Below are 22,737 nucleotides of genomic sequence, written 5' to 3' on the forward strand. Positions count from 1 at the left end.
TGAGGAGGACCCCCCATGCAGAGCAGGATCCGTCGTACCGGCGCGCTCGTCGGCGCCGGAGCCGTCGTCTTCGGAGCACTGGCCGTCGTGGCCGGCAACCAGGCCGACGCCCAGCAGAAGGTCCCGGTCGTCCCCCTCGACCAGGTGATCGGTGAGCAGCTCCAGGGCAAGGCCGCGCTCGGTAAGCTCCAGCCGCGCCTGGCCGAGCTGGCCGAGCGGAACGGGATCGCCGAGCAGAAGCTCCAGCAGATCCTGGCCACCGACAAGACCAGCTGGCTGGACAAGACCGGCAAGCTCTTCTACCGCGAGCCCGCGGCGACCAAGGCCGAGCGGGTCGCGTCGGCCGTCTCGCCGCGCTGGGCCAAGAAGCCGGTCCGCTCCGCCGTCGCCGCCGGCCCGGCGTTCGAGCTGCACAGCAAGCCGGGCTCGAACCGCGTGGTGTACCTGGACTTCGACGGGCACACCATCACCGGCACCGCCTGGAACACCGGCGGGAAGCCGACCACGGTGAACGTCGCGGCGTACGACACCGACGGCAACACCAGCAACTGGAGCACCGCGGAGCAGGACGTCGTCCGTGACGTCTGGGCGCGGATCGCCGAGGACTACGCGCCGTTCGACGTCGACGTGACCACGCAGGCGCCGGCCGAGTCGGCGATCACGCGCTCCGGGACGTCCGACCAGCAGTACGGCACGCGCGTCGTGATCGACCCGGGCACCTGGTACCAGTCGGGTTGTGGCTGCGGCGGTGTCGCGTACGTCGGTGTGTACGACGAGGCGAGCCGGCACGCGTACTACCAGCCCGCGCTGGTCTTCACCAAGGGCGTCGGCACCGGCGCGAAGAACATCGCCGAAGCAGCGTCGCACGAGGCCGGCCACAACATCGGCCTGAGCCACGACGGGACCGCGTCGGTCGGTTACTACCAGGGCCACGGGGCCTGGGCCCCGATCATGGGCGTCGGCTACTCCAAGGCGATCAGCCAGTGGAGCAAGGGCGAGTACACCGGCGCGAACAACAAGGAAGACGACTTCGCCGTCGCCGGCCAGAACGGTCTCGCGCTGCGCGCCGACGACCACGGCAACGACACCGCCTCCGCGACCACGCTCGCGGTCGGCGCCACCGTCTCCGGCATCTACGCCAACGACAGCGACGTCGACGTCTTCCGCCTGAGCAACCTGGCGGCCGGCCGCTACACCTTCGCCGCGAACGCCGCCGCCAGCGGAGCCGACCTGGACATCAAGCTCCAGCTCCTCAACTCGACCGGCACCGTCGTCGCCACCGCCGACCCGGCCGCCGGCCAGACCAACGCCAGCACCCCCACCGGCCTGAGCGCCAGCCTCACCCAGCAGCTGGCCGCCGGCACCTACTACCTCCGCGTGGACAACACCGGCTACGCCAGCCCGCTCAACACCGGCTACTCGACCTACGGCAGCCGAGGCGCCTACACGGTCCGCGCCACCGCCGGCTGACCCGAGCAGGCTGTCCGGGTCGGGCCGGCCCGAGCAGGCCCGACCCGGTCGAGTTTGCCCGGCCCACCCCGGTCCAGCGGGCCTGGCCCATTCCTGTCGAGCTGGGCTGGACCTCCTCGGTCGAGCTGAGCCCAGCAGACTCACCCGGTCGGGCTGACCCGACCGGGGCACGCCCTGGCCGAGCCGTTCGACCGCCCAGCAGACCGACCCGGGGCGCCCCTCATCTGGTGAAGGGGCGCTCCGGGTTTCTCTGCGTCTCATCGCGTGCGCTCGAGGTCGGATGCGGAAGAGACCCGCTGCGGCGCAGGTCGAGCGAAGGCTGTCGCGAGACACTCCAACTCCTCGTCGAGTGCGGTGAGAGCCGCCTGAGCAGTGGCGAGCGAACGCTCGGCGGCGATCGCCTGCGGATGCACCTGCAGGATGTCGAGCGACTGGAACGCGGTCCGGAGCTGTGTCTCCAGCGCATCCCGGATCTCCGGCTCTTGTTGGTAGGGAACGAGTCTCGGCAGCGTTGTCGACCGGTAGAGCAGGTCAGTGACCAGCGGCCACTGCCCCTCCGTGGTGTTCCGGTTGAGCATGGCCAACGTGCTGCCGGGCGAGCTGTGGCGGCGTCGGTCCAGGTACGTCGTGAGCGCCAGCGTCGCCGGCACGTACGCCAGGTACGACGGCGACGTGCGCACCCGATCGATCCCCGGCGCATGATGCGGGATCGACAACGCATTCAGATACGCGTCCAGCTGCGCATGCGACCAAGCCTCCGCGACCCCCTCCTCCAGCGCCTTGGCGCCCGGGGTGACGAACGCCGCCCGCGCCGCCTCCTGCGTCGCGCCGTGCGGACCGAGGAAGTGCGACTGCTCGTGCAGCAGCGTGAGCAGCGCATCGCGATAGCGGGCGAGTGTGGTCGAAGGGCGCGCCGCACCGGCTCGCGCGTACAGGTCGTGCAGCGGCTCCAGGATGCACTCGCGGTCGAGGTGCAGCGTGCCGTCCCAGTGCGCCAGGCCGAGGATGCCGTCGGCGGCCTCGACGATCTGGCCGTTCCAGGCGGTGCGGTCGGCGCCGGACAGGTCGAGTGCCGCCTGCGCGTGCTGGGCCAGCAGCTCGGGCAGCGTGTGCGGCGTCGCGGTGCGCGTCGTCCGGCCGGTGTTGTGCCGGTACACGGCCGACGCGAGCGGGTCGGTCATGGGCGCAGCGCCGTCGCGACGCGGACCAGGGCGTCGGCCGAGCGGTGCAGGTTGCGGCGCTCGGCCGGGTCTTCGCAGCAGTCGGCGCGGCGCCGGAGCTCGGTGACCAGCCACTCGGTGCGGGCCAGGCGGTCGCCGTACGGTTCGGGGGTGAAGTCGGTCTCCATGGGGGTCCTTCCGGACGAGGTGAGGTCTCGTCAAGGAAGGTATGGAGAATCGCCCTCAGCTCAGGGGCGACTTCAGAACCTGTGGAGAAGTCAGCGCGAGTGCTCGAGCCCGTCGGCCAGCAGCGTCAGCGGCTCGGTCATCTTCAGCAGCGTGAACCGCTCGCCCGGGTCCTCGACCCGGTCCGCCAGGGTGCGGATCTTCTTGATCGCCCGCTGGGCCAGCCTGATCCGCTCGGTGACCGGGCCGTCGGCCGCGTTCGCCTCGGCGGTCAGCGCGGACGCCTCCTGGAACGCCTTCTCGTACGCCGGTGACGCGGGCGGTGTCGCGGTCCGCCGGGCGATCTCCACCAGGTCGGTCAGCGACGCCAGGTCGGACGCGGCGTCCTCGCGCTCGGACCGCAGCTCGACCTGCTCGGCCAGCACCGCGAGACGGCCGACCTCGGTGGCCAGGCCGTCCACGTCCAGCCGCGCGTCGAGGCACGCCTGCTGGACGGCGTCATACGCAGAGCGGAACTCGTCGTACCTCACAGTGAACAAACCTAGGGCACAACGGGCCTCCGCGGCGAGACACGAATGTCGCGCTGGTTGAACCTCTGGCGAAGAAAACCGGTCAGAACAGCGTCGGCGGCGCGGTCGGGACGGGTTCCGGCAGCGGTGCGAGCTCCGGGACCCGGGCCCGGACGTCGGCGTAGAAGCGTCGCGCGAGCTCCAGCGCGAGCACGTTGTCGGGGGTGTGGACGAAGATCGTCGGCGACCGCCCCTCGCGCAGCCACTCGGCGCTCAGGTCCGCCCAGCCCTGCCAGCCGGCCGCCGTCTCCTCGGGGGAGTCCCGCCCGATGTAGCGCACGATCGGCTGGTCGGTCAGCACCCTCGTACGCCGGGGCACACGCGGCTTGTTCATCCACGCCTCACGCTCGACCAGGCTGCCGGCCGGCTGCCCGAACAGCGTCATCGTGTCGAACGGCACCCACTCCGCGCCGCTGCGCCCGAGCACCTGCTCCAGCGACGCCGCGGCGCGCTCGTCGGTGAAGAAGTCGCGGTGCCGCACCTCCACGGCGTACCGGTGCTCGCGGGGCAGCTTGTGCATGAACATCGCCAGCGCGCCGAGATCGCCCGGGCCGAACGAGGCCGGGAGCTGGATCCAGAACGCGTGCGCCCGCGGGCCGAGCGGCTCCAGCGCGGACAGGAACGCGGTCAGCTCGGCGTCGGCGCCGCGCAGCCGGCGTTCGTGCGTGATGGTCTTGGGCAGCTTCACCACGAAGCGGAAGTCGGGCGGGGTCTGCGCCGCCCAGTTCTCCACGGAGCTGCGGGACGGCGTCGCGTAGAACGTCGTGTTGCCCTCGACGGCCGTGCACCAGGACGCGTACGTGCGCAGCCGGTCCTTGGAGCCGAGGTCCCAGGCCGCGTGCGTCCACATCGCGCAGCCCACATGAAGTCGCACGCCCCAAACCTAGCGGGCCCCCACGACAGTCGTGGGGGCCCAGCAAGAGTCAGTACGGCGTACTCAGCGCTCGACCTCGCCCTTGATGAACTTCTCCACCAGGTCACGGCAGACGTCGTCGGCGTACTGCTCCGGCGGCGACTTCATGAAGTACGACGACGCGGACAGGATCGGGCCGCCGATGCCGCGGTCCTTGGCGATCTTCACCGCGCGGATCGCGTCGATGATGATGCCGGCCGAGTTCGGCGAGTCCCAGACCTCGAGCTTGTACTCCAGCGACAGCGGGACGTCGCCGAAGTTGCGGCCCTCGAGCCGGATGAACGCCCACTTGCGGTCGTCCAGCCAGGCCACGTAGTCGGACGGGCCGATGTGCACGTTGCGCGGCTCGATGTCCTCGACCAGCTGCGAGGTGACGGACTGGGTCTTGCTGATCTTCTTGGACTCCAGCCGGTCGCGCTCCAGCATGTTCTTGAAGTCCATGTTGCCGCCGACGTTCAGCTGGTAGGTCCGGTCGACGGTGACGCCGCGGTCCTCGAACAGCTTGGCCAGCACCCGGTGGGTGATGGTGGCGCCGATCTGCGACTTGATGTCGTCGCCGACGATCGGGACACCGGCCGCGGTGAACTTGTCCGCCCACTCCTTGGTGCCGGCGATGAACACCGGGAGCGCGTTCACGAACGCGACCTTGGCGTCGATCGCGCACTGCGCGTAGAACTTGGCCGCCTGCTCGGAGCCGACCGGCAGGTAGCAGACCAGGACGTCGACCTGCGCGTCCTTCAGGGCCTGGACGACGTCGACCGGCGCCGCGTCGGACTCGGTGATCGTCTCGCGGTAGTACTTGCCGAGCCCGTCGAGGGTGTGGCCACGCTGCACGGTGACGCCGCTCGGCGGCACGTCGCAGATCTTGATCGTGTTGTTCTCGCTGGCGCCGATCGCGTCGGCGAGGTCGAGGCCGACCTTCTTGCCGTCCACGTCGAACGCGGCGACGAACTCGACGTCGCGGACGTGGTAGTCGCCGAACTGGACGTGCATCAGACCGGGGACGCGCTCGTCGGGCTTGGCGTCACGGTAGTAGTGCACGCCCTGGACGAGCGAGCTGGCGCAGTTGCCGACACCGACGATCGCTACGCGGATCGAAGTCATCTGGAACTCCTCAGGTAGGGGGTGTTGCAGGCGGTTGCTGGTCAGGGGGCCGCTGCTGGCGCCGTTCGCCGTCGATCAGCTCGTTCAGCCAGCGGACCTCGCGCTCGGCCGACTCCAGGCCGTGCCGTTGCAGCTCGAGGGTGTACGCGTCGACCCGCTCCGCGGTCCGGGTCATCGCGGCCCGGAAGTTGGCCAGCCGCTCCTCCATCCGGGCCCGGCGGCCCTCGAGGATGCGCAGCCGGGTGGCCGGGTCGGTCCGGCCGAAGAACGAGAACCGGACCCCGAACGTGTCGTCGTCCCAGGCCGACGGACCGGCGTCGTGCATGGCGTGCGCGAAGTGGTCCTTCCCGTCGGCGGTGATCGAGTAGACGATCTTGGGCCGGCGGCCGTCCGGCGTACCGGCTTCGGTCGCGATCAGGCCGGTGCGGAGCATCGCCTTCAGACACGGGTAGAGCGATCCGAACGAGAGCACCCGTCCCCACCCGAACTGGGCGTTGACGCGCTTGCGGAGCTCGTAGCCGTGCATCGGCGCTTCGTGCAGCAGACCGAGTACGGCGAGCTCCAGGACCCCACTGCGGTTTCCCATGACCCACCTCCCTCGGTCCAGTTTGTCATGACCTGATGTATCGGTTCGATACATCGCTCCGCCACTGTAAGCAGTTGGCTGACGGGACGACAACTCATGACAAAGTCGGCCTTTGTCACCTTCGTGCCGGACCCGCGCCGAGAAACCTGTTACGTCAGGCGGCGATCTGCGTTAATTCAGCTGACACACAGCGTCGTGGGTCGAGAGCGGAGGGTCATGACCGAGAGTCAGGGCAAGCACGCCAGGCACGAGACGGACGGTGAGGGGCCACTGGCCCGGATCGCCCTGCGGTTCACCGCGTTCACCGAGAAGTGGCTTCCGGACGCGTTCGGATTCGTCCTGGTCGGCACGTTCGTCGTGCTGCTGTTCGGCCTGGTCACCGGCGAGCCGCTGCTGAAACGGCCCGACGACCCGGCCGCGACGCACGGCTACGGCCTGGTTGACGCGTGGGGGCTGGGCTTCTGGAGCCTGATCACCTTCACGCTCCAGATGGCGATGATCATCATCGGCGGGTACGCCGTCGCGACCAGCGGGCCGGTGGCCCGGCTGATCACGCGGCTGGCCCGGATCCCGAAGACACCGCGCGGCGCGGTCGCGTTCGTCGCGGCGGTCGCGATGCTGGCGTCGTACCTGAACTGGGCGTTCAGCCTGATCTTCGCGGCGATCCTGGCCCGCGAGGTGGCCCGGAACGTGCCGAAGGCGGACTACCGCGCGCTCGGCGCGATGGCGTTCCTCGGGCTCGGCACGGTCTGGGCGCAGGGACTGTCCGGCTCGGCCGCGCTCCAGGTCGCCAGCCTGTCCAGCAGCCCGGCGCCGGTCCAGGAGGTGATCAAGGCGGCCGGCCACGCCAGCGGGGTGATCCCGCTGAGCGACACGATCTTCACCTGGCAGGCGATCGTGGCGACGATCTTCGTGTACGCCGTGGGCGTGACGATGGCGTGGTTCATCGCGCCCGGCGCGGACAACTCCAAGACCGCCGAGCACCTCGGGATCGAGCTCAAGCCGCTGATCGGGCGCGGTTCGGCGTACAACGGTCAGCGCGTGGAAGGCGAGACGCGCCGGCCGGGCGACTGGCTGGAGCACTCGCCGCTGTTCAGCCTGCTGGTGGTGCTGCTCGGCGCGGTCTACCTGGTCCGGTACTTCGACGGGAAGAGCTTCTTCAACGCGCTCGACCTGAACACGGTCAACCTGATCCTGTTCCTGCTCGCGATGCTGCTGCACTGGCGCCCGTGGCGAATGGCCCGCGCGGTCCGCGACGGCGCCCCGGCCGCCGCGGGCGTGCTGCTGCAGTTCCCGCTGTACGGCGGGATCTTCGGCATGATCGCGTACACGGGCATCTCCGCGCGGCTCGCCGGCTGGCTCGTGCAGGCGAGCACCCAGTTCTTCTTCCCGCCGCTGGTCGCGATCTACTCCTGCATCCTCGGCGTCTTCGTCCCCAGCGGCGGCAGCAAGTGGGTGATCGAGGCGCCGTACGTCCTCGAGGCCGCGAACCAGCTGAAGGTCGACGCCGGCTGGATGGTCGTGGTCTACGACCTCGGCGAGGCCAGCGCGAACCTGCTCCAGCCGTTCTGGATGCTGCCGACACTCGCCATCCTCGGGCTCAAAGCCCGCGACATCATGGGCTACACCTTCACGTTGTTCCTCGCCTGCTTCCCCGCGGCGTTGCTCGCTGTGACGCTACTGGCGCCACACGTCACCGGGTAGGTACTCTGCGTGCTCGTTTAGGGCGCGTTACCACATCCCCTCTAGTCTGGGGCCCAATGACTTCAGCGAGATCGTCGAGGACCGGACAGTGAGTGAAGCTCGTCGTAAGGCCGCCCCGTCCCGTGCACGCCGGAAGAAACACTGGGCGCTGCGGGTCCTCGGGTGGCTGCTGGCTCTGTTCTTCCTCGGCGTGATCGGGGCCGCGGCCACCTTTTTCATCGGGTACCAGACCACGGACATCCCGGATCCGAACAAGGCGTTCCAGACCAACACCACGACGGTGTACTACGCGGACAACAACACGGTCCTCGGCAGCTTCTTCGACCAGAACCGTAAGTCGGTACCGCTGAACCAGGTTCCGAAGACCGTCCAGGACGCCGTGATCGCGGCCGAGGACCGGACCTTCTGGACCAACCCTGGGGTCTCGCCGTCGGGCATGGCGCGCGCCGCGTTCAACATCGCGCGCGGCAAGCAGCTGCAGGGTGGTTCGACGATCACCCAGCAGTACGTGAAGATCATGTACCTGACGCAGGAGCGGACCTTCTCGCGGAAGTTCTCCGAGCTGTTCATCGCCACCAAGCTGAGCCGGCAGACGGACAAGAAGGAGATCCTCGAGGGGTACCTGAACACGATCTACTTCGGTGAGGGTGCCTACGGCATCAGCGCTGCGGGGGACGCGTACTTCAGCATCCCCGACCCGAAGAACCTCGGCCCGGAGCGAGCCGCGTTCCTGGCGACCGTGCTGAACAACCCGAGCTACTTCGACCCGGACAAGCCGGCGGCGCAGAAGCGGATCCTCGAGCGGTACCGGTACGTGCTGGACGGGATGCGGATCGGCGGCACGATCACCCAGGCGCAGTACGACCAGATGAGCAAGAAGGTCCCGCCGCTCAAGAAGAAGGAAAAGAGCACCCGCTTCGGGGGGACGAAGGGCTATCTGCTCGCGATGGCGCGTGAGGAGCTCGAGACCCTCGGCTACACGCCCGAGGAGATCAGCGGTGGTGGCCTGCGGGTGGTGACCACCTTCGAGATCGGCAAGCAGAACGAGGCGGTCCGCGCGGGGGTCAAGGAGCTCCCGAAGAAGAACGCGGGTCTGCACGTCGGGCTCGCGTCGGTGCGCCCGGGAACCGGCGAGCTGGTCGCCATGTACGGCGGTCCCGACTTCCTCAAGAGCGAGCTGAACTGGGCCCGGCTGCGCGCCCGCCCGGGCTCCTCGTTCAAGCCGTTCGCCGTCGCCGCCGCGCTGGAGGACGACCGCAGTCTGTACGACCGGTTCCAGGGGGACAGCCCGATCGAGGTCCAGGGCAAGGAACTGAACAACGAGTTCGACCGGGACTACGGCGACGTCGATCTGCTCAAGGCGACCAAGCTGTCGATCAACACCGCGTTCTACGACCTGGTCGACAAGCAGATGACCGACGGCCCGAACAAGGTGGTCGACGCTGCCGAGAAGGCCGGCATCCCGAAGACGGCCGCCCTCGAGCGCGGCCGGAACAACCCGTCGACGGTGCTCGGCCCGGACCCGTACGCCTCGCCGGTCGAGATGGCCAACGCGTACGCGACCTTCGCCGCCGGCGGCATGTACACGCCGGTGCACACGATCAAGACGGTGACCTCGCCGGGCAACGCGAAGAACTTCAACCAGAAGGACAAGTACAAGCCGGTCCGGCAGTTCGAGAAGCCGATCGCCGACTGGGTCAACTTCGCCCTGCAGAGCGTGACCGAGGACGGCGGCTCCGGCGAGCGCGCGCAGAAGCTCGACCGCCAGGTGGCCGGCAAGACCGGTACGGCGGGTGGTGTCGCGGTCGAGCACCGGGCCGAGAACGCCAAGTGCGACGGGTGCAAGGACGGCGACGACACGCTGACCTCCTGGTGGACGGGCTACACGCCCAACCTGTCGACCTCGGTGCTCTACCGCGCCGGCAAGACCGGTGAAGGCGACCTCGACCCGTTCAGCGACGACAAGGCGTTCTTCGGTGGCAACTGGCCGCTGCGGACCTGGCTCGCCTACATGGAGCCGGCCCTCGGCAGCTCCGACGAGCTGGAGTTCGACGAGCCGGACCCGGAGACGATGGAGAGCCCGACGCCGACGTTCACGCCGACGCCGACCGAGACGCCGACCAGTACGCCGACCTTCACGCCGTCCAAGCCGACGGAGACGCCGAAGCCGCCGACGGAGACGCCGGTCAGCCCGCCGACCGAGACGCCGGACGACCCGACGCCGACCAAACCGACCAAGCCGACCCGGCCGACGATCACCTTCCCGACCGGCCCGAACGATCCACCGGGTGGCGGGGAAGGCGGCGGCCAAGGCCCAGGCGGCGGGGACAAGGGCTGAACCAGGGACGGCACCTCTTCGGAGGTGCCGTCCCTGTTTTGTCCACAGGCCTGTGGACCGAGCTGAGCCGGTTCGGTGCCGATGGGGCACGATGGGGGTGTGTTCGAGCGGACAGCGGGGGAGCAGCCCAAGGGTGCGCGGAGGGCTCGGGAGACCGGGCTGGCCGGGCTGCGGCAGTGGTTGCCGGATCAGCTCGGACGGGAGGCGCTGGGTTGGTGGCTGATCACGCGGGCCGGGATCTTCCTGCTCGCGCTGTCCGCGCCGCTGCTGTTCAACCGCGGTGACAGCTACCCGAACGTCTGGCACGCCTGGTGGCAGTGGGACGTGTGGCACTTCAAGGCGATCGCGGAGTTCGGGTATGCGAACGGCGAGCCGTCCGGCGCGCCGCTCGCCGCGTTCTTCCCGGGCCTGCCGGTGCTGATGCGGGCGGCCAGCTGGCTCGGGATCGGGTACGTCGGGGGCGGCGTCCTGGTCTCGGCGATCGCCAGCGCGGTCGCCGGGGTCTGGCTGGCCAAGCTCGCGCGGTACGAGTTCCCCGAGCTGCGGGACTTCGGGCCGACGGCGGCGCTGGTCTGGTTCACGGCGCCGGTCGGCGTGTTCCTGGCAGCGCCGTACACGGAGGCCCTGTTCTGCGCGTTCGCGTTCCCGGCCTGGCTGGCGGCTCGGCAGGGGCGATGGGCCCGGGCGGCGATCCTGGTCGCGCTGGCCTCGACGGTGCGGGTCTCCGGGCTGTTCCTGATCTTCGCGCTGTGCGTCGAGTTCATCACCTCGAAGAAGCGGGACTGGCGGTCGCTGCCCTGGCTGGCGCTGCCCGCCGTACCGGTGCTCGGCTTCATGGCGTACCTGAAGCAGATCCACGGCTCCTGGTTCGCCTGGCAGGACGCGCAGGAGAAGGGCTGGGCACGCGAGTTCACCTGGCCGTGGACCTCGATCATCCACACGTTCGAGGCCGCGACGAAGGGCCACTTCCCGGCGGACCGGACCGACTGGACGTGGATGTTCCGCGCCGAGCTGGTGGCGCTGTTCGTCGGGCTGGTGCTGCTCGCCTGGTTGCTGTGGCGCCGGTCGTGGGGTGAGGCCGCATGGGTCGGGGCGACGGTGGCGGCGTTCGTCACGTCGTACTGGGTGTACTCGCTGACCCGGGCGACGCTGCTGTGGTGGCCGCTGTGGATCGGGCTCGCGGTGCTGCTGCATCGGAGACCCTGGTTGGGGCGGTTCTATCTCGGGATGGCGATACCACTGGCGGCGATCTGGGCCGCGGCGTTCTTCACCGGGCGCTGGTCCGGCTGACCGTGTGATGGCTTAGCGTGATCGGATGGGTACACGGCGGATTCTGCGGGTCTGGGCCGGGGCCGCGGCGGTCGCGGTGGTGGTCGGGCTCGTCGTCGGCATCGTCGTCGGGCGGCAGCCGACGGGCTGCCTGCCGGACGCGGACGACTGCCTGGCCGAGCTCAGGGGACTCTTCTTCGGGCTGATGACCGGCGTCGGTGTGCTGCCGGTCGTCGTGCTGATCTTCGCGTGGCGTGCGCGGCTCGCCTGGCCGCCGATGCTCGGCTCGGTCGGTGCCGTCGCGCTGCTCAACCTGGCCTGGATCAACCTCACGCGCGACGCGTGGGCCGCCGGGCTGGCGGTCGCCGCGGTGGTGCTGGCGCTGGTGACCTTGGCGGCGACGATTCGCCGGGGTCAGGAGGTCGAGCCTGATCTGACCAAGTAGGCGAAGCGCTGGCGGGCGGTCTCGCCGTACGACGTGCGGATGGTGACGGTCAGTTCGTGGTCGCCGGGGGTGAGGTCGAGGGGCCACTCGTCGGTGTCGATCGGGCCGGAGTCGAGGTGGAGGCGGATGCCGACGCCGTACGGGTGGTGGTGCTGGAAGCGGACGACCGGGCGCTGGGGTGTTCCGGTGAGGCCTGTGGTGAGGGCGGACAGACGCGGGTACGCCGGGCCGCTGTCGCGGACGAGGCGCGGGGTCTTGATCACGCGCGAGCCCTGGAAGACCGGCGCGAAGGTCGGGCCGGCCCAGGTGACGCCGGTGGTGCTCGCGGAGGCGAAGTAGCTGAACCAGGCGGCAGCCTGACCTGCGCTGGACGGCTCGACCGACCCGGCGCCGACCAGGCGGGGCTGGTCGGGCGTGTGTAGCTCCCGCGCCTGTGTGCCCAGTGCCTGGAGATCCCGCACGCCGAGTGGCGTTCCAGCGGCATCTGTCCAGAATGAGCCGTTCTGGCCGTCCAGCACCACCCAGCGGTCGAGGTCGTCGATCCAGGCCTCGCTGACGACGTGACCCCGGCCGACGCCCGTGTGGTGCGCGCCCTGCCTCAGGTCGACGCGCCGCGACGGGATCCGTACGGCGTTGAGCGCTTGGCTCAGCACGATCGAGTACTCGACACAGGCGAACCGCTCACCGGCCTCCACCCGCTCCAGCACGGTCAGCGCGTCCTCTGCGTCCACGTGGTCGTTCGCGTGCCGCCACAGCCCGTGCACCCACTCGAGCAGGCCCAGCGCCGTACCCCACGCTGAATCACCAGACGAAGGCAGCCGCTCCAGCAGCCCGGGCAGTCGCTCAGGAGCGATCGAATACGCCTCCAGCGGCAGTGCGGCCGCCGCCTCCGGCCAGTCGACCAGCTCCAGCTCCGGCGCCGGCAGGCTCAACTCAGCCCACCCGAGCACCCTCTCCAGCTCCCCGTCGAACAGCTCCGGCTGCCGGAACCCACCCGCCACAGCCTCCTCCAGCAGCTCCCGGGCACCCGCCGCTCCCACCCGAGCTGCAGCCAGCGCCGCCCCAGGAGCCCACAGATGAGTCCACCACTCAGCGTCAGCCCGCAGCTCAGGCACCAGCTCCAGCAGCCGCCGGTCGTCCCGGTCCCGCATCAGCTGCTCCGCCCTGAGCCGCAGCACAGCAAGCACCCGAGGCGCCGGCGTGGCCGGGGGATGGGGTGGTCGGTCGACGGAGGCCCGCGCAGCCCGCTCGGCGGGGGCCGGAGCCGCCTCCCGACCCCGCTCGGCGGCGGCCGGAGCCGCCTTCCGGCCCCGCCCGCGAGCGTCGCTCACCGGCTCAGCCACCCCGCCTCCCTCCGCCCGCGTCATCTCGGGATGTGGACTCAACAAGTCCTAGGCAACCTATCCGGCGCCTCGTTCGTCAGTACGGGTGGAAGGGGTGGCAGGCCGGGCGGGGTCGCCACCCCTCCCTTCTTCTCACGCAACGTCCGGCGGAACCTCTCAGGGGCAGGTTCCGCCGGGAAATCGGAAAGGGCGGGCCAGGTGGCCCGCCCTTCCGTCGTTCTCAGCCGAAGTTGCGCTCGATCGACGCGCTCGGCGTCGGGGTCGGCTTCGTCTCCGCGACCCGCTTCTCGCTCGGGTGCGTGCCGGCCTCGATGCCCTTCAGCGTGCCGAGCAGCTCCAGCTCCGACAGCGTCACCCCGGTGGCTCCCGCCGCCGGCGTCAGCACCAGCCGGTACTGCGTGTACGTCTTCGGCTGCGCCACGCTGAACGACCGCGTGTACGCCGGGAACGCCCAGCTCTGGCCCGACCGCTTGTCCACGGTCGTCCACTTGGTCCCGTCGTTGGAGCCCTCCAGCGTCCAGCCCGAAGGCGCGGCGCCGGTGGTCCCGCTGGTCAGCGTGTACATCGCCACCGGCCGGCCCTGCTGCAGCGTGACGGTCACCGTCGGGGTCGCCCCGGTCAGCGTGACCTGCTGCTTGGAGTCGTTGTCGGTCAGCGCGGACACGTCCACGCCGCCGGCCGCGGTGACCGCACCCTCGTCCTCGGTCGAGTCGCGCCAGGTCTTCGGGTCCTCACCGGGCTTGGTGATCGACGGCGGCGCGTCGTTGCGGCCGGTACCCCAGCTCGACGGCTTGTCGGTCATCTCGAACTCGATCTTGCCGCCGTGCGCGATCAGGTCGTGCGGCAGCGCGGTCGAGGACCACTTCTTGCCGTTCACCTTGACGCCCTTGACGTACACGTTCTTGGCGCTGTTCTTCGGCGCGCTGACCACCAGCTTCTTGCCGCCCGGCAGGTTCACGGTCGCCTTGGTGAACAACGGCGAGCCGATCGCGTACGACGGGGAGCCGACCTGCAGCGGGTAGAACCCGAGCATGCTGAACAGATACCAGGCCGACATCTCGCCGTTGTCCTCGTCACCCGGGTAGCCCTGGCCGATCTCCGAGCCGAGGTACAGCCGACTCAGCACCTCGCGGACCTTCTCCTGCGTCTTGGCCGGCTGCCCGGCGAAGTTGTACATGTACGCGATGTGGTGCGACGGCTGGTTCGAGTGCCCGTACTGGCCCATCCGGACGTCCCGCGCCTCGAGCATCTCGTGGATCGTGCCGCCGTAACCGCCGACGTGGGTGGCGTCCTCGGGCGTGGAGAAGAACTCGTCGAGCTTCTTCGCCAGGCCGTCGCGGCCGCCGTACAGGGCGGCCAGGCCGGCCCCGTCCTGCGGGGTCGAGAAGGCCATGTTCCAGGCGTTGGTCTCGGTGTAGTCGTGACCCCAGTCGCGCGGGTCGAACGTCGACGGCGAGTTGCCCCAGACACCGACCGCGTCCTTGCCCTGGAAGAAGCCCAGCGCCGGGTCGAACAGGGTCACGTAGTTGCGGGCCCGGTTCAGGTAGTAGTCGTAGTTGTCCTTGTACTCCTGCTTGCGCGGGTCGCTCTTCTTCGCCGCGTCGTACAGGGCCTTGGACATGTTCGCGATGCCGTAGTCGTTGATGTAGCCGTCCATCGACCAGCTGAAGCCCTCGGCCGTGGAGTTGGCCGTGTAGCCGTTGAAGGTCGAGCGGTCCAGGCCCTTGCGGCCGACGTTCTCCGTCGGCGGGCGGACCGCCGCGTTCTTCAGCGCCGCGTCGTACGCCGCCTGGACGTCGATTCCCTTGATGCCCTTCAGGTAGGCGTCGGCGAACGCGACGTCCGAGCTGGTGCCGACCATCAGGTTGGCGTAGCCCGGTGAGGACCAGCGCGAGATCCAGCCGCCGTCCTTGTACTGCTGGACGAACCCGTTCACCAGGTCGTCCGCGGTGTCCTGCGCGAACAGGCTGTACGCCGGCCAGACGGTCCGGTAGGTGTCCCAGAAGCCGTTGTTCACGTAGGTCTGCCCGGCGACCAGCTTGGAGCCGGTCGCGGTCGGGGTGTCGGCGCCGACCTTCGGCGAGACCGGCGACGCGTAGGTGATCACCGGCTTCTTCGCCGTACCGGTGTTCTCGGAGCCGTTGTTCGGGTAGAGGAACAGCCGGTACAGGTTCGAGTAGAGCGAGTGCAGCTGGTCGGCTGTCGCGCCCTCGACCTCGATGGTGTGCAGCTTGGCGTCCCAGAGCTTCTGCGCCGCCGACTTCACCTTGTCGAACTTGCTGTCCGCGCCGAGCTCGAGCTCCAGGTTCTTCTTCGCCTGCGCGGTGCCGATCAGCGAGGTGGCGATCCGGAGCTGGACGTGCTGGACGTCCTTGCCGAACGAGAAGTACCCGCCGACGTTCGCGCCGCCGCCGTCCGCGAGCTTGCCGGAGGCAACGACCTTCTGGTCGACGACGCCGTACACGAACAGCCGGCCGGCGCCGGTCGACAGCCCGCTCTTCACGTCGCTGAAACCGGTCACGATCCCGGTCTCCGGGTCCAGCGTCAGGCCGCCGTTGTTGTTGGCGTTGTCGAAGACCAGCGACGCGCTTCCCTTCGGGAAGCTGAACCGCAGCATCGCCGCGTGGTCGGTCGGGGCGACCTCGAGCGCGTTGCCGTTGTCGAAGGTGACGCCGTAGTAGTACGGGCGGGCGACCTCGTTGTCGTGGCTGAACGCCCAGGCCCGGGCCTCGCGGTCCGCGGTCGGGGTGGCCGCCGTCGACGGCATCACCTGGAAGGTCTGCCGGTCACCCATCCACGGGCTCGGCTCGTGGCTGATCGACAGCGCCTGGATCTCCGGCTTGTTCTCTTCGTTGTTGCCCTTGGCGTAGTCGTACAGCCAGGACGTCGAGCCGGCGTTCGTGACCGGCGTCCAGAAGTTGAAGCCGTGCGGTACGGCGGTCGCCGGGATGTTGTTGCCGCGCGAGAAACCACCGGTCGCGTTCGTGCCGCGGGTCGTGATCGCGAGCTCCGACGGGTGCTTCGCGGCCGTCTTCTGCGCGGCGCTGTCCGGGTTCTCCGCCTTGGCGATCCGGACGTCGTCGATCCAGCCGCGGAAGTCGGCCGGGCCCTCGGGCTTGTCGTAGCCGACCAGGATCCGCTTCACGGTCTTGCCGGCGGCGTACTTGCCGAGGTCGGCCTCGATGTTGTTCCACTGGTTGGTCGACAGGCCCTTGCCGTCGCCCTGGCCGCGCGGGCTGAGCCCGAAGCCGTGGTGGTCCTTGGCCTTCAGGTCGCTCAGGTAGGTGCCGTCGGAGAACGCCAGGTCGAGCGCGGCGTACGTGCTCGGGTAGCTGAGGTCGCCCTCGACGTGCTCGGGGAAGATCTTGTACGACAGCCGGGTGTCCTTGCCGACCTTCAGGTCGACGTCGGCGACCTTGTTCCAGGTGTAGCCGCGGCCCTCGGCGGTCTGGTGGCCGGCGTACCGGAAGGACTTGACGCCGGTGAAGCCGGTCCGGGCGCGGGCGTTGTAGGCGCTGGTCGGGCCGGAGTCGAGACGCGACTCGGCGACCTCGCCGGGCGGCGGCAGCGGGGCTCCGTTGGACAGGTACCAGTCGGCGAGCTGGACGATGTTCTCGCCGTGGTTGAGCGTGATGTCGAGCTTGAAGTACGTGTACGCCGTCTCGTTCGCGACGGTGTACTCCTTGGTCTGGAACCGGTTCTCGAACGACTCGCCGGTGCGGGTGTCGAGCGTGGTCCAGGTCTGGCCGTCGTTCGAGCCGGAGACGGTCCAGTTCTGCGGGTCGCGGCCGTCGGCGTCGTTGGCCGACGTCAGGGCGTACTTGCGCAGCGTCACCGGGGCGGAGGTCTGGTAGACCAGCCAGCCGGTCGGTTCGAAGACCAGCCACTTGGTGAACTTGTCCCCGTCGGCCACGTTGCTGGCGATCTCACCACCGCCGGTGTTCTCACCGTTGGCGGTCACCTGGGTGACCTTGTCCATCTCGCTGCCGCCGATCCCGGTCGGCGTCGGGCCCTCGACCCCGCCGGTGCGGGGTTTCCCGTCCGGACCGGTCTCGACCGTGTCGGTGTAGCCGGGCTGCGGCTGCCCCGGCTCGAAGGAGGTGAAGTAGGAAGCCCCACTCACAACCGGCTGCTGGTGCGCCTGGGAGGAGGTGGGAACGGAGGCGCTCGCTGACGTCATGGCAGACATTGTCACAACAAGCCCCAGAGACGTGACGAGCCCCAGTGGGCGGCGGAGTTTCATCTCGGCTCCTAGCACGGCAGAAAGTGCCCGCCGGACAGCGAGCACCCTGGTGGTCACGCGGCCCCGATGACAAGGTTGTCAGCCCGCGTCCGCAGTGATCCTCCCTACCGGCATCACCCCGGGTCAAGACTTCGTCGCACTCAGTCCTGCAAGTTACCCGTCAACAGCAGGCTTTCGCCGTACGACGGGCTGGCGTTTCACGGGCGCAGAGTGCATGCCTCGGGGGCGGGCGGGCACCCCACGTGGGGGGAACCGAGCGTCAGCGGCTGGCGAGGACGAGCTCGCGGAAGCGGCGGGCGGCGGGTGTCGCGGCGTGGCCCTGGGGGAGGACCAGGTCCAGGCGTCGGTGGGCCGTCAGGTCGGTGATGGGGATCTGCCGCGTGCGCGCGGCGACGTGGGGCGCCAGGTCGAAGCCCGTGGGCGTGAGGGTGACGCCGACGCCGGCGGCGACCAGGTCGAGGACCATCGTCCACTCGTTCACCTCGCACGCGACGCGGCGGGTCAGCCCCGCCTCGCGGAAGAGCCCGTCGACCATCGCGCGGATCGCCCACTGGGCGGGCGGTTCGACGAAGCGTTCGCCGTCGAGGTCGGCGAGGGTGATCGACTCGCGCTCGGCGAGTGGGTGCGTGAGCGGCGCGGTCAGCACGATCGGTTCGGAGTCGAGTGGGGTGACGTCCAGGCCGGGGATGTGGTCGGTGGTCGGGGAGACCAGGGCGCAGTCGAGGCGGCCGTCGGCGACCAGGTCGATCATCTGCATCCCGGGCAGCTGCTGCACCGAGATGTCGACCCCAGGATGCGCCAGCGCGAACTCAGCCAGCCACGAGGAGAACGGCAACCGGTGCCCGCTCGTCTGCAGCGCGCCGATCCTCAGCTGCCCAGCCAGTACGCCGTGTGCATCCTGCACCGCCTGCTGTGCCGCGGCCGCCGAGTCGAGCGTGTGCCGAGCCGCCGGCAGCAGCGCCAGCCCTTCAGCCGTCAGCCGCACCGGCCGCGTCCCGCGGACGAACAGCAGCGCCCCGACCTCCTTCTCCAGCGCCCGGATCGACGTCGACAGCCCGGACTGCACGATGTGCTCGCGCTGGGCGGCCCGCGTGAAGCTCCGCTCCTCGCCGAGCGCCACGAAGTGCCGCAGGTGCCGCAGCTCCACTGATATCTCCCACGCAGATGGAATTGATCTCTTCCAGTCCCAGTAAAGCTGAGATCACCCGGGAAACCCGAGCCGTTGGACCTCTGTGGACAACAACCAGCCACTCGAGAGGTTCCGCATGAGCACCACCACCGCGACCACGACCCGGCACCTGACCGGCTTCTGGTTCGTCGCCGCTGCCTTCTCCACCCTGATGGCGTTCGGCACCGCGCCGACGCCGCTCTGGCCGATCTACCAGGTCCGCGACCACTTCGGCGCGACCACCGTGACGGTCGCGTTCGCCGCGATGGTCGTCGGCGCGGCCACCAGCTTCCGGCTGCTCGGCCACCTGTCCGACCGGCTCGGCCGGCGCCGGATCATCGTGCCCGCCCTGCTCACCGGCATCGCGTCAGCGATCGTCCTCGCGGTCTGGCCGGCGCTTCCCGGCCTGATCATCGGCCGCGTCCTGACCGGTGTCGCCGTCGGCCTGATGGCCTCGACCGCCACCGCGTACCTGACCGACCTGTACCACGAGGCCCGCCCCGGCGACCCGTCCTCGCCGGTCCCGGCGCTGGTCGCCACCGCCGCCAACCTCGGCGGCCTCGCGCTCGGCCCGCTCGTCGCGGGCGCGCTGGCGCAGTGGGCGCCGGCACCCGTGCACACGGCGTACGTCGTGTTCGGTGTGCTGATGGTCGTGCTGCTCGGTCTGGTGCTGACCAACCCGGAGACCGTCGACACCGACCTGACCGAGCAGGACCGCCCGGTGCGGTTCGCGGTCCGGCCGGGACGGCGGACGGAGTTCGTCGCGGCCGCGGCGGTCGGGTTCTTCGCGTTCGCGCTGATGGGCCTGTTCTCGTCGCTCGGCGCGATCATCGTCCGCGGCCAGCTCGGCATCACGTCGTACTTCGTGGCGGGCCTGGCGCCGTTCACCGCGTTCGCGGCCTCGGCGATCGCGCAGCTCGCGCTCGGCAAGCAGTCGCAGCGGGCGGTGCTGGTCACCGGGACGCTGCTGTTCCCGATCGGCCTCGCGCTGACCGCGCTCTCGCTCTACCAGCCGTCCCTCGGGCTCATCCTCACCGCCGCTGCCCTGGCCGGTGCCGGCGCGGGCCTGCTGTTCAAGAGCGCCGTCACGCAGACCGCGATCGCGGCCCAGCCGGCGTCCCGGGCCGGCGTGCTCGCCGCGTTCTTCGTGATCGCGTACTTCGGGATGGGCCTCCCGTCGATCGCGTTCAGCCTGGTCATCCAGCACGTCGCGCTGCGCCCGTCGATGATCGGGTTCGCGGCGGTGCTGTCGGTCGGCACGGTGCTCGCGGTCGCGAGCTCCCGGCGTACGGTCAGCGCGTAGCGGAGACCAGCAGCGTCGGCAGTACGGCGAGGAACCGGTCGCGCCGGGCCCGGTCGGTCTGCTCGGCCAGCCAGCCGTCGGCGTCCTCGCGGGTGATCAGCGCCCGCTCGACCGCCGCGTCGGCGGCCAGCTCCAGCTGCCTGACCATCACGTCGTGGCCGGTCACGACCTGGTTGTGGACGACCACCTCCGGGTCGTGGAACCCGGTGTCGAGCAGCCAGTCCCGGAAGCTCCGGGCGGCGCGCGGCGCGACCGACCGGGACTCCAGCCCGAGCAGTACGACGTCAGTCAGGTCCTGATCGCTGCTGTCGACCAGCAGGAACCCGTAGTCCTGCCCGGCGAGCACAGCCCGCCCGCCGGGCCGCAGGACCCGGTACGCCTCGGCGAGCGTAGGCATCGGGTCCTCGAGCAGGTGGAACAGCCGGGCCGCCCGGTACCCGTCGACGGAGCCGTCGGCCAGCGGCAGCTCGTCGGAGCGTGCCACGTGAAACATCGCGCCCGGGATCCGGGCCTGCGCCACCGCGACGCAGGACGGGTCGCTGTCGATCCCGACCACCTTGACGCCGTCGGCGATCAGCTCGCCGGCCGCGTGCCCGCACCCGCACCCGACGTCGACCACCGTCTCGCCCGGCGCCACCCCGAGCAGCCGGTACGACGCCGCCCGCAGCTCCCCGGCCCCGGGCATCTGCTCGAGCCGGTCCAGAAACGTCTCGTCTGTCATGCGACCACGCTGCAACTTCAGGTGCACCTGAAGTCAAGCGGGTCAGTCCATCGACACCTTGTCGAAGATCGTCGTGGTGTACCGGACGTCGACGCCGACCTCGTCCCCGACCGCGGGCGGCGCGACCGACGACGGCAGGAACAGCATGCTGGCCTGCATGTGCGGCGGCTCGGCGAACCAGCGCTGCTTGCCCTCGATCGTGAACGGCGACAGCGCCATCCCGGCCGCGTCCAGGCTGCCCTTGGCGACGGCGATCGCCCGCTGGCGAACACTCGCCGCCGCGGTCGGTGCCTCCAGGCCGACGCCGTGCGCCGTACCGCCAGAGACGACCAGGATGTGGCCGTCACCGGTCACCCGGCGCTGCCGGTACCCGACGCGCTCGCCGCGGCGTACGGAGTGCACGTCGAGCACGGTCGCGCGGACCGTGAACGCGCCGCGGTCACCCAGCCACAGGCCGGTGCCCATCCGGAGCTTCACGTTGTCGCCGATGTCGGCGAGCTTCTGCGCCGGGACGTGCGACACCCACAACGGCCCGTTCCGGACGGCGCGCGCCTGCTTGCCGAGCTCGGCGGCCTCGCGGATGTTGGCCGACGTACCGCCGGCGCCCATCGGGAAGTGCAGCGACCAGCCCTCGAACTTGATCCGGTCGAGCGCGTTCAGCAGCATCGTGTGCCGCAGCTCGCGGGCGCCGATCCCGTGCCGGCGCATCGAGGTCTGCACCTCGATCAGCACCCGGCTGCCGGCCGGGATCGAGACCAGGTCGGCCAGCCGGCTGACCGTGTGGATCACGTTCTTGCCCTGCGGGACCTCCAGGAACGAACGCCACGGCGAGAGCACCACGACGTCGTCCTTGTAGTCCGGCGGGACCTCGGTGTAGGTGCCGACGGCGACCGTCTTCGCGCCGAGCGCCCGCGCCTCGGCCAGCAGCCGCGGGTTGCCCACGCCGTACCCGTTGCCCTTGGCCACCGGGATGATGTCGGCGTTCCACGTGGAACGGAGATGGTCGCGCCATCGATCGGAGTCGATGTGCAGGATCAGGGGCATGGTGTCAACGCCGTCTCATGTAGAGGTCGAATGCGGTGTAGAGCGCCTTGTTCAACGGCAGATCCCACTCACCGACGTACTCGACGGCCTCGCCGCCGGTGCCGACCTTGAACTGGATCAACCCGACGTGCGGGTCGTTCGGGTCCAAGGTGTCGGTGATGCCCCGTAGGTCGTACACGGTCGCGCCCGAGCTGAGCGCGTCCGACATCATCCGCCACTGGATCGCGTTCGATCCACGGACGTCCCGCTTGGCGGTCGAGCTGGCCCCGTAGGAGTACCAGGAGTGACCGCCGACCCGGACCCAGATCGTCGAGGCGACCAGGTCCCCCTCGTGGTAGGCGTTGTAGAGCCGGAAGTCGCAGACGTCGGCGGGCTGGTTGGCCATCGCCGCCTGCATCTTGACGAAGTACGGCAGCGGCCGCGGCGTGAAGTGGTCCCGCTCGGCGGTCTCGACGTACAGCTGGTGGAAGGCCTTCAGGTCCTCCGGCGTCCCGAGGGTGACCTCGACGCCGAGCTTGTCGGCCTTCTTGATGTTGCGCCGCCAGAGCTGGTTCATGCCCTTCAGCAGGTCCTCCTGGCTGCGGCCGCCGAGCGGCACCTGGAAGACGTACTGCGGCTGGCCGGCCGCGAAGCCCTCGCCGACCCGCGGCGCCTTCCAGCCGAGCGCGCGCAGCTGCGCGGCGACGGTCGCGCCGGACGGCTCGATCACGTCCGGGCGGACGTCGCCGAGCTTCGGCTGCTGACCGCCGGCGATCGCGTCCTTGATCGTCTTCGCGGTCCACCGCCGGGTCGGCACCGGCGGGCCCATCCGGAGCCCGAACGCGCCCATCTCCTGCGCGTGCGCGGCCAGCGGCTGCAGGTAGCGGCCGAGGTCGATCGCGTCCCAGTCGATCACCGGGCCCTCGGGCAGGTAGGCCAGGTAGCGCTTCACCTTCGGCATCTGGCGGTAGAGCACCAGTGCGGCGCCGACCAGCTCACCCGGGTTCGCCGGGTCGAACCAGCCGAGCGACTCGGCCTTCCACTCGCTCTTCACCGCCGCCCAGCCCGGGGTCTGCAGGAAGCTCGCCGACGGCTGGGCCGCCAGGTACGCCGCGTGCTCGTCGGCCGAGATGGTCCGGATGCTCAAGTCACTCACGGTCGGTCAGGTTACCGGGCGGGAGCGCAAGACCGT

General features: G+C 70.0%; 18 protein-coding genes. 6 read left to right on the plus strand and 12 right to left on the minus strand.

From position 1 onward, the window contains the following. The first annotated feature begins 15 nt into the window (after positions 1–15). Positions 16–1,470 (plus strand): zinc-dependent metalloprotease family protein, encoded by a 1,455-nt coding sequence (locus ACZ6Z4_RS27820; protein ID WP_465570083.1) that lies wholly within the window; start codon positions 16–18, stop codon positions 1,468–1,470. A 257-nt stretch (positions 1,471–1,727) separates the two neighbouring features. Here the strand turns inward: ACZ6Z4_RS27820 and ACZ6Z4_RS27825 are convergent, their stop codons facing one another. The 6 genes from ACZ6Z4_RS27825 to ACZ6Z4_RS27850 all read right to left on the minus strand — a co-directional run bounded on the left by ACZ6Z4_RS27825 (position 1,728) and on the right by ACZ6Z4_RS27850 (position 5,988). Then, positions 1,728–2,651: a hypothetical protein gene (locus ACZ6Z4_RS27825; protein WP_465570085.1), complete on the minus strand. Its 924-nt coding sequence runs from the start codon at positions 2,649–2,651 to the stop codon at positions 1,728–1,730. After that, positions 2,648–2,818 (minus strand): hypothetical protein, encoded by a 171-nt coding sequence (locus ACZ6Z4_RS27830; protein ID WP_363670387.1) that lies wholly within the window; start codon positions 2,816–2,818, stop codon positions 2,648–2,650. Before ACZ6Z4_RS27830 ends, ACZ6Z4_RS27825 begins: the two co-directional genes overlap by 4 nt. A gap of 90 nt (positions 2,819–2,908) precedes the next feature. Then, positions 2,909–3,346 (minus strand): hypothetical protein, encoded by a 438-nt coding sequence (locus ACZ6Z4_RS27835; protein ID WP_363670385.1) that lies wholly within the window; start codon positions 3,344–3,346, stop codon positions 2,909–2,911. Between the two features lie 82 nt (positions 3,347–3,428). Further along, positions 3,429–4,259, minus strand: a complete 831-nt coding sequence (locus ACZ6Z4_RS27840) for a DUF72 domain-containing protein (RefSeq protein ID WP_465570088.1) — start codon at positions 4,257–4,259, stop codon at positions 3,429–3,431. A gap of 63 nt (positions 4,260–4,322) precedes the next feature. Further along, entirely contained in the window at positions 4,323–5,402 is a 1,080-nt protein-coding gene (locus ACZ6Z4_RS27845) for an inositol-3-phosphate synthase (RefSeq protein ID WP_363670381.1), read from the minus strand. Positions 5,403–5,412: 10 nt separating this feature from the next. Then, the gene (locus ACZ6Z4_RS27850) at positions 5,413–5,988 is read right to left on the minus strand and encodes a PadR family transcriptional regulator (RefSeq protein ID WP_363670379.1); all 576 of its coding nucleotides are present in this window, start codon (positions 5,986–5,988) and stop codon (positions 5,413–5,415) included. A gap of 216 nt (positions 5,989–6,204) precedes the next feature. Between ACZ6Z4_RS27850 and ACZ6Z4_RS27855 the strand changes: the two genes are divergently transcribed. The 4 genes from ACZ6Z4_RS27855 to ACZ6Z4_RS27870 all read left to right on the plus strand — a co-directional run bounded on the left by ACZ6Z4_RS27855 (position 6,205) and on the right by ACZ6Z4_RS27870 (position 11,744). Continuing rightward, positions 6,205–7,692 (plus strand): short-chain fatty acid transporter, encoded by a 1,488-nt coding sequence (locus ACZ6Z4_RS27855; protein ID WP_465570091.1) that lies wholly within the window; start codon positions 6,205–6,207, stop codon positions 7,690–7,692. Between the two features lie 88 nt (positions 7,693–7,780). Then, positions 7,781–10,030 (plus strand): transglycosylase domain-containing protein, encoded by a 2,250-nt coding sequence (locus ACZ6Z4_RS27860; protein ID WP_465570093.1) that lies wholly within the window; start codon positions 7,781–7,783, stop codon positions 10,028–10,030. 99 nt (positions 10,031–10,129) lie between these two features. Then, on the plus strand, positions 10,130–11,320 hold the full coding sequence (locus tag ACZ6Z4_RS27865; RefSeq protein ID WP_465570095.1) for a mannosyltransferase family protein: 1,191 nt from the start codon (positions 10,130–10,132) through the stop codon (positions 11,318–11,320). A gap of 25 nt (positions 11,321–11,345) precedes the next feature. Beyond that, positions 11,346–11,744, plus strand: a complete 399-nt coding sequence (locus tag ACZ6Z4_RS27870) for a hypothetical protein (RefSeq protein ID WP_465570097.1) — start codon at positions 11,346–11,348, stop codon at positions 11,742–11,744. On the opposite strand, the gene ACZ6Z4_RS27875 is transcribed toward ACZ6Z4_RS27870, so the two are convergent. The 3 genes from ACZ6Z4_RS27875 to ACZ6Z4_RS27885 all read right to left on the minus strand — a co-directional run bounded on the left by ACZ6Z4_RS27875 (position 11,714) and on the right by ACZ6Z4_RS27885 (position 18,477). Next, complete coding sequence (locus tag ACZ6Z4_RS27875; RefSeq protein ID WP_465570099.1) at positions 11,714–13,087, minus strand: transglutaminase-like domain-containing protein; 1,374 nt, start codon at positions 13,085–13,087, stop codon at positions 11,714–11,716. The genes ACZ6Z4_RS27870 and ACZ6Z4_RS27875 overlap by 31 nt on opposite strands. A gap of 220 nt (positions 13,088–13,307) precedes the next feature. Further along, the gene (locus tag ACZ6Z4_RS27880) at positions 13,308–17,267 is read right to left on the minus strand and encodes a GH92 family glycosyl hydrolase (RefSeq protein ID WP_465570102.1); all 3,960 of its coding nucleotides are present in this window, start codon (positions 17,265–17,267) and stop codon (positions 13,308–13,310) included. A gap of 322 nt (positions 17,268–17,589) precedes the next feature. Continuing rightward, positions 17,590–18,477 carry a LysR family transcriptional regulator gene (locus tag ACZ6Z4_RS27885; protein WP_465570105.1) on the minus strand — a complete coding sequence of 296 codons (888 nt, stop codon included), beginning with the start codon at positions 18,475–18,477 and terminating at the stop codon, positions 17,590–17,592. A 118-nt stretch (positions 18,478–18,595) separates the two neighbouring features. On the opposite strand from ACZ6Z4_RS27885, the gene ACZ6Z4_RS27890 reads away from it, so the two are divergent. Further along, positions 18,596–19,801, plus strand: a complete 1,206-nt coding sequence (locus ACZ6Z4_RS27890; RefSeq protein ID WP_465570107.1) for an MFS transporter — start codon at positions 18,596–18,598, stop codon at positions 19,799–19,801. On the opposite strand, the gene ACZ6Z4_RS27895 is transcribed toward ACZ6Z4_RS27890, so the two are convergent. Genes ACZ6Z4_RS27895 through ACZ6Z4_RS27905 form a run of 3 tightly spaced genes read right to left on the minus strand, consistent with a single transcriptional unit; the run spans position 19,791 to position 22,701 of the window. Next, positions 19,791–20,522 (minus strand): methyltransferase domain-containing protein, encoded by a 732-nt coding sequence (locus ACZ6Z4_RS27895; protein WP_465570109.1) that lies wholly within the window; start codon positions 20,520–20,522, stop codon positions 19,791–19,793. The two genes, ACZ6Z4_RS27890 and ACZ6Z4_RS27895, sit on opposite strands and share 11 nt — an antisense overlap. A 42-nt stretch (positions 20,523–20,564) precedes the next feature. After that, positions 20,565–21,566, minus strand: a complete 1,002-nt coding sequence (locus ACZ6Z4_RS27900; RefSeq protein ID WP_363670359.1) for an alanine racemase — start codon at positions 21,564–21,566, stop codon at positions 20,565–20,567. 4 nt (positions 21,567–21,570) lie between these two features. Continuing rightward, a complete protein-coding gene (locus tag ACZ6Z4_RS27905; RefSeq protein WP_465570111.1) occupies positions 21,571–22,701 on the minus strand; it encodes a lipid II:glycine glycyltransferase FemX in 1,131 nt (376 codons plus the stop codon). Positions 22,702–22,737 lie beyond the last annotated feature (36 nt).

Source organism: Kribbella sp. NPDC104740 (assembly GCF_055583505.1).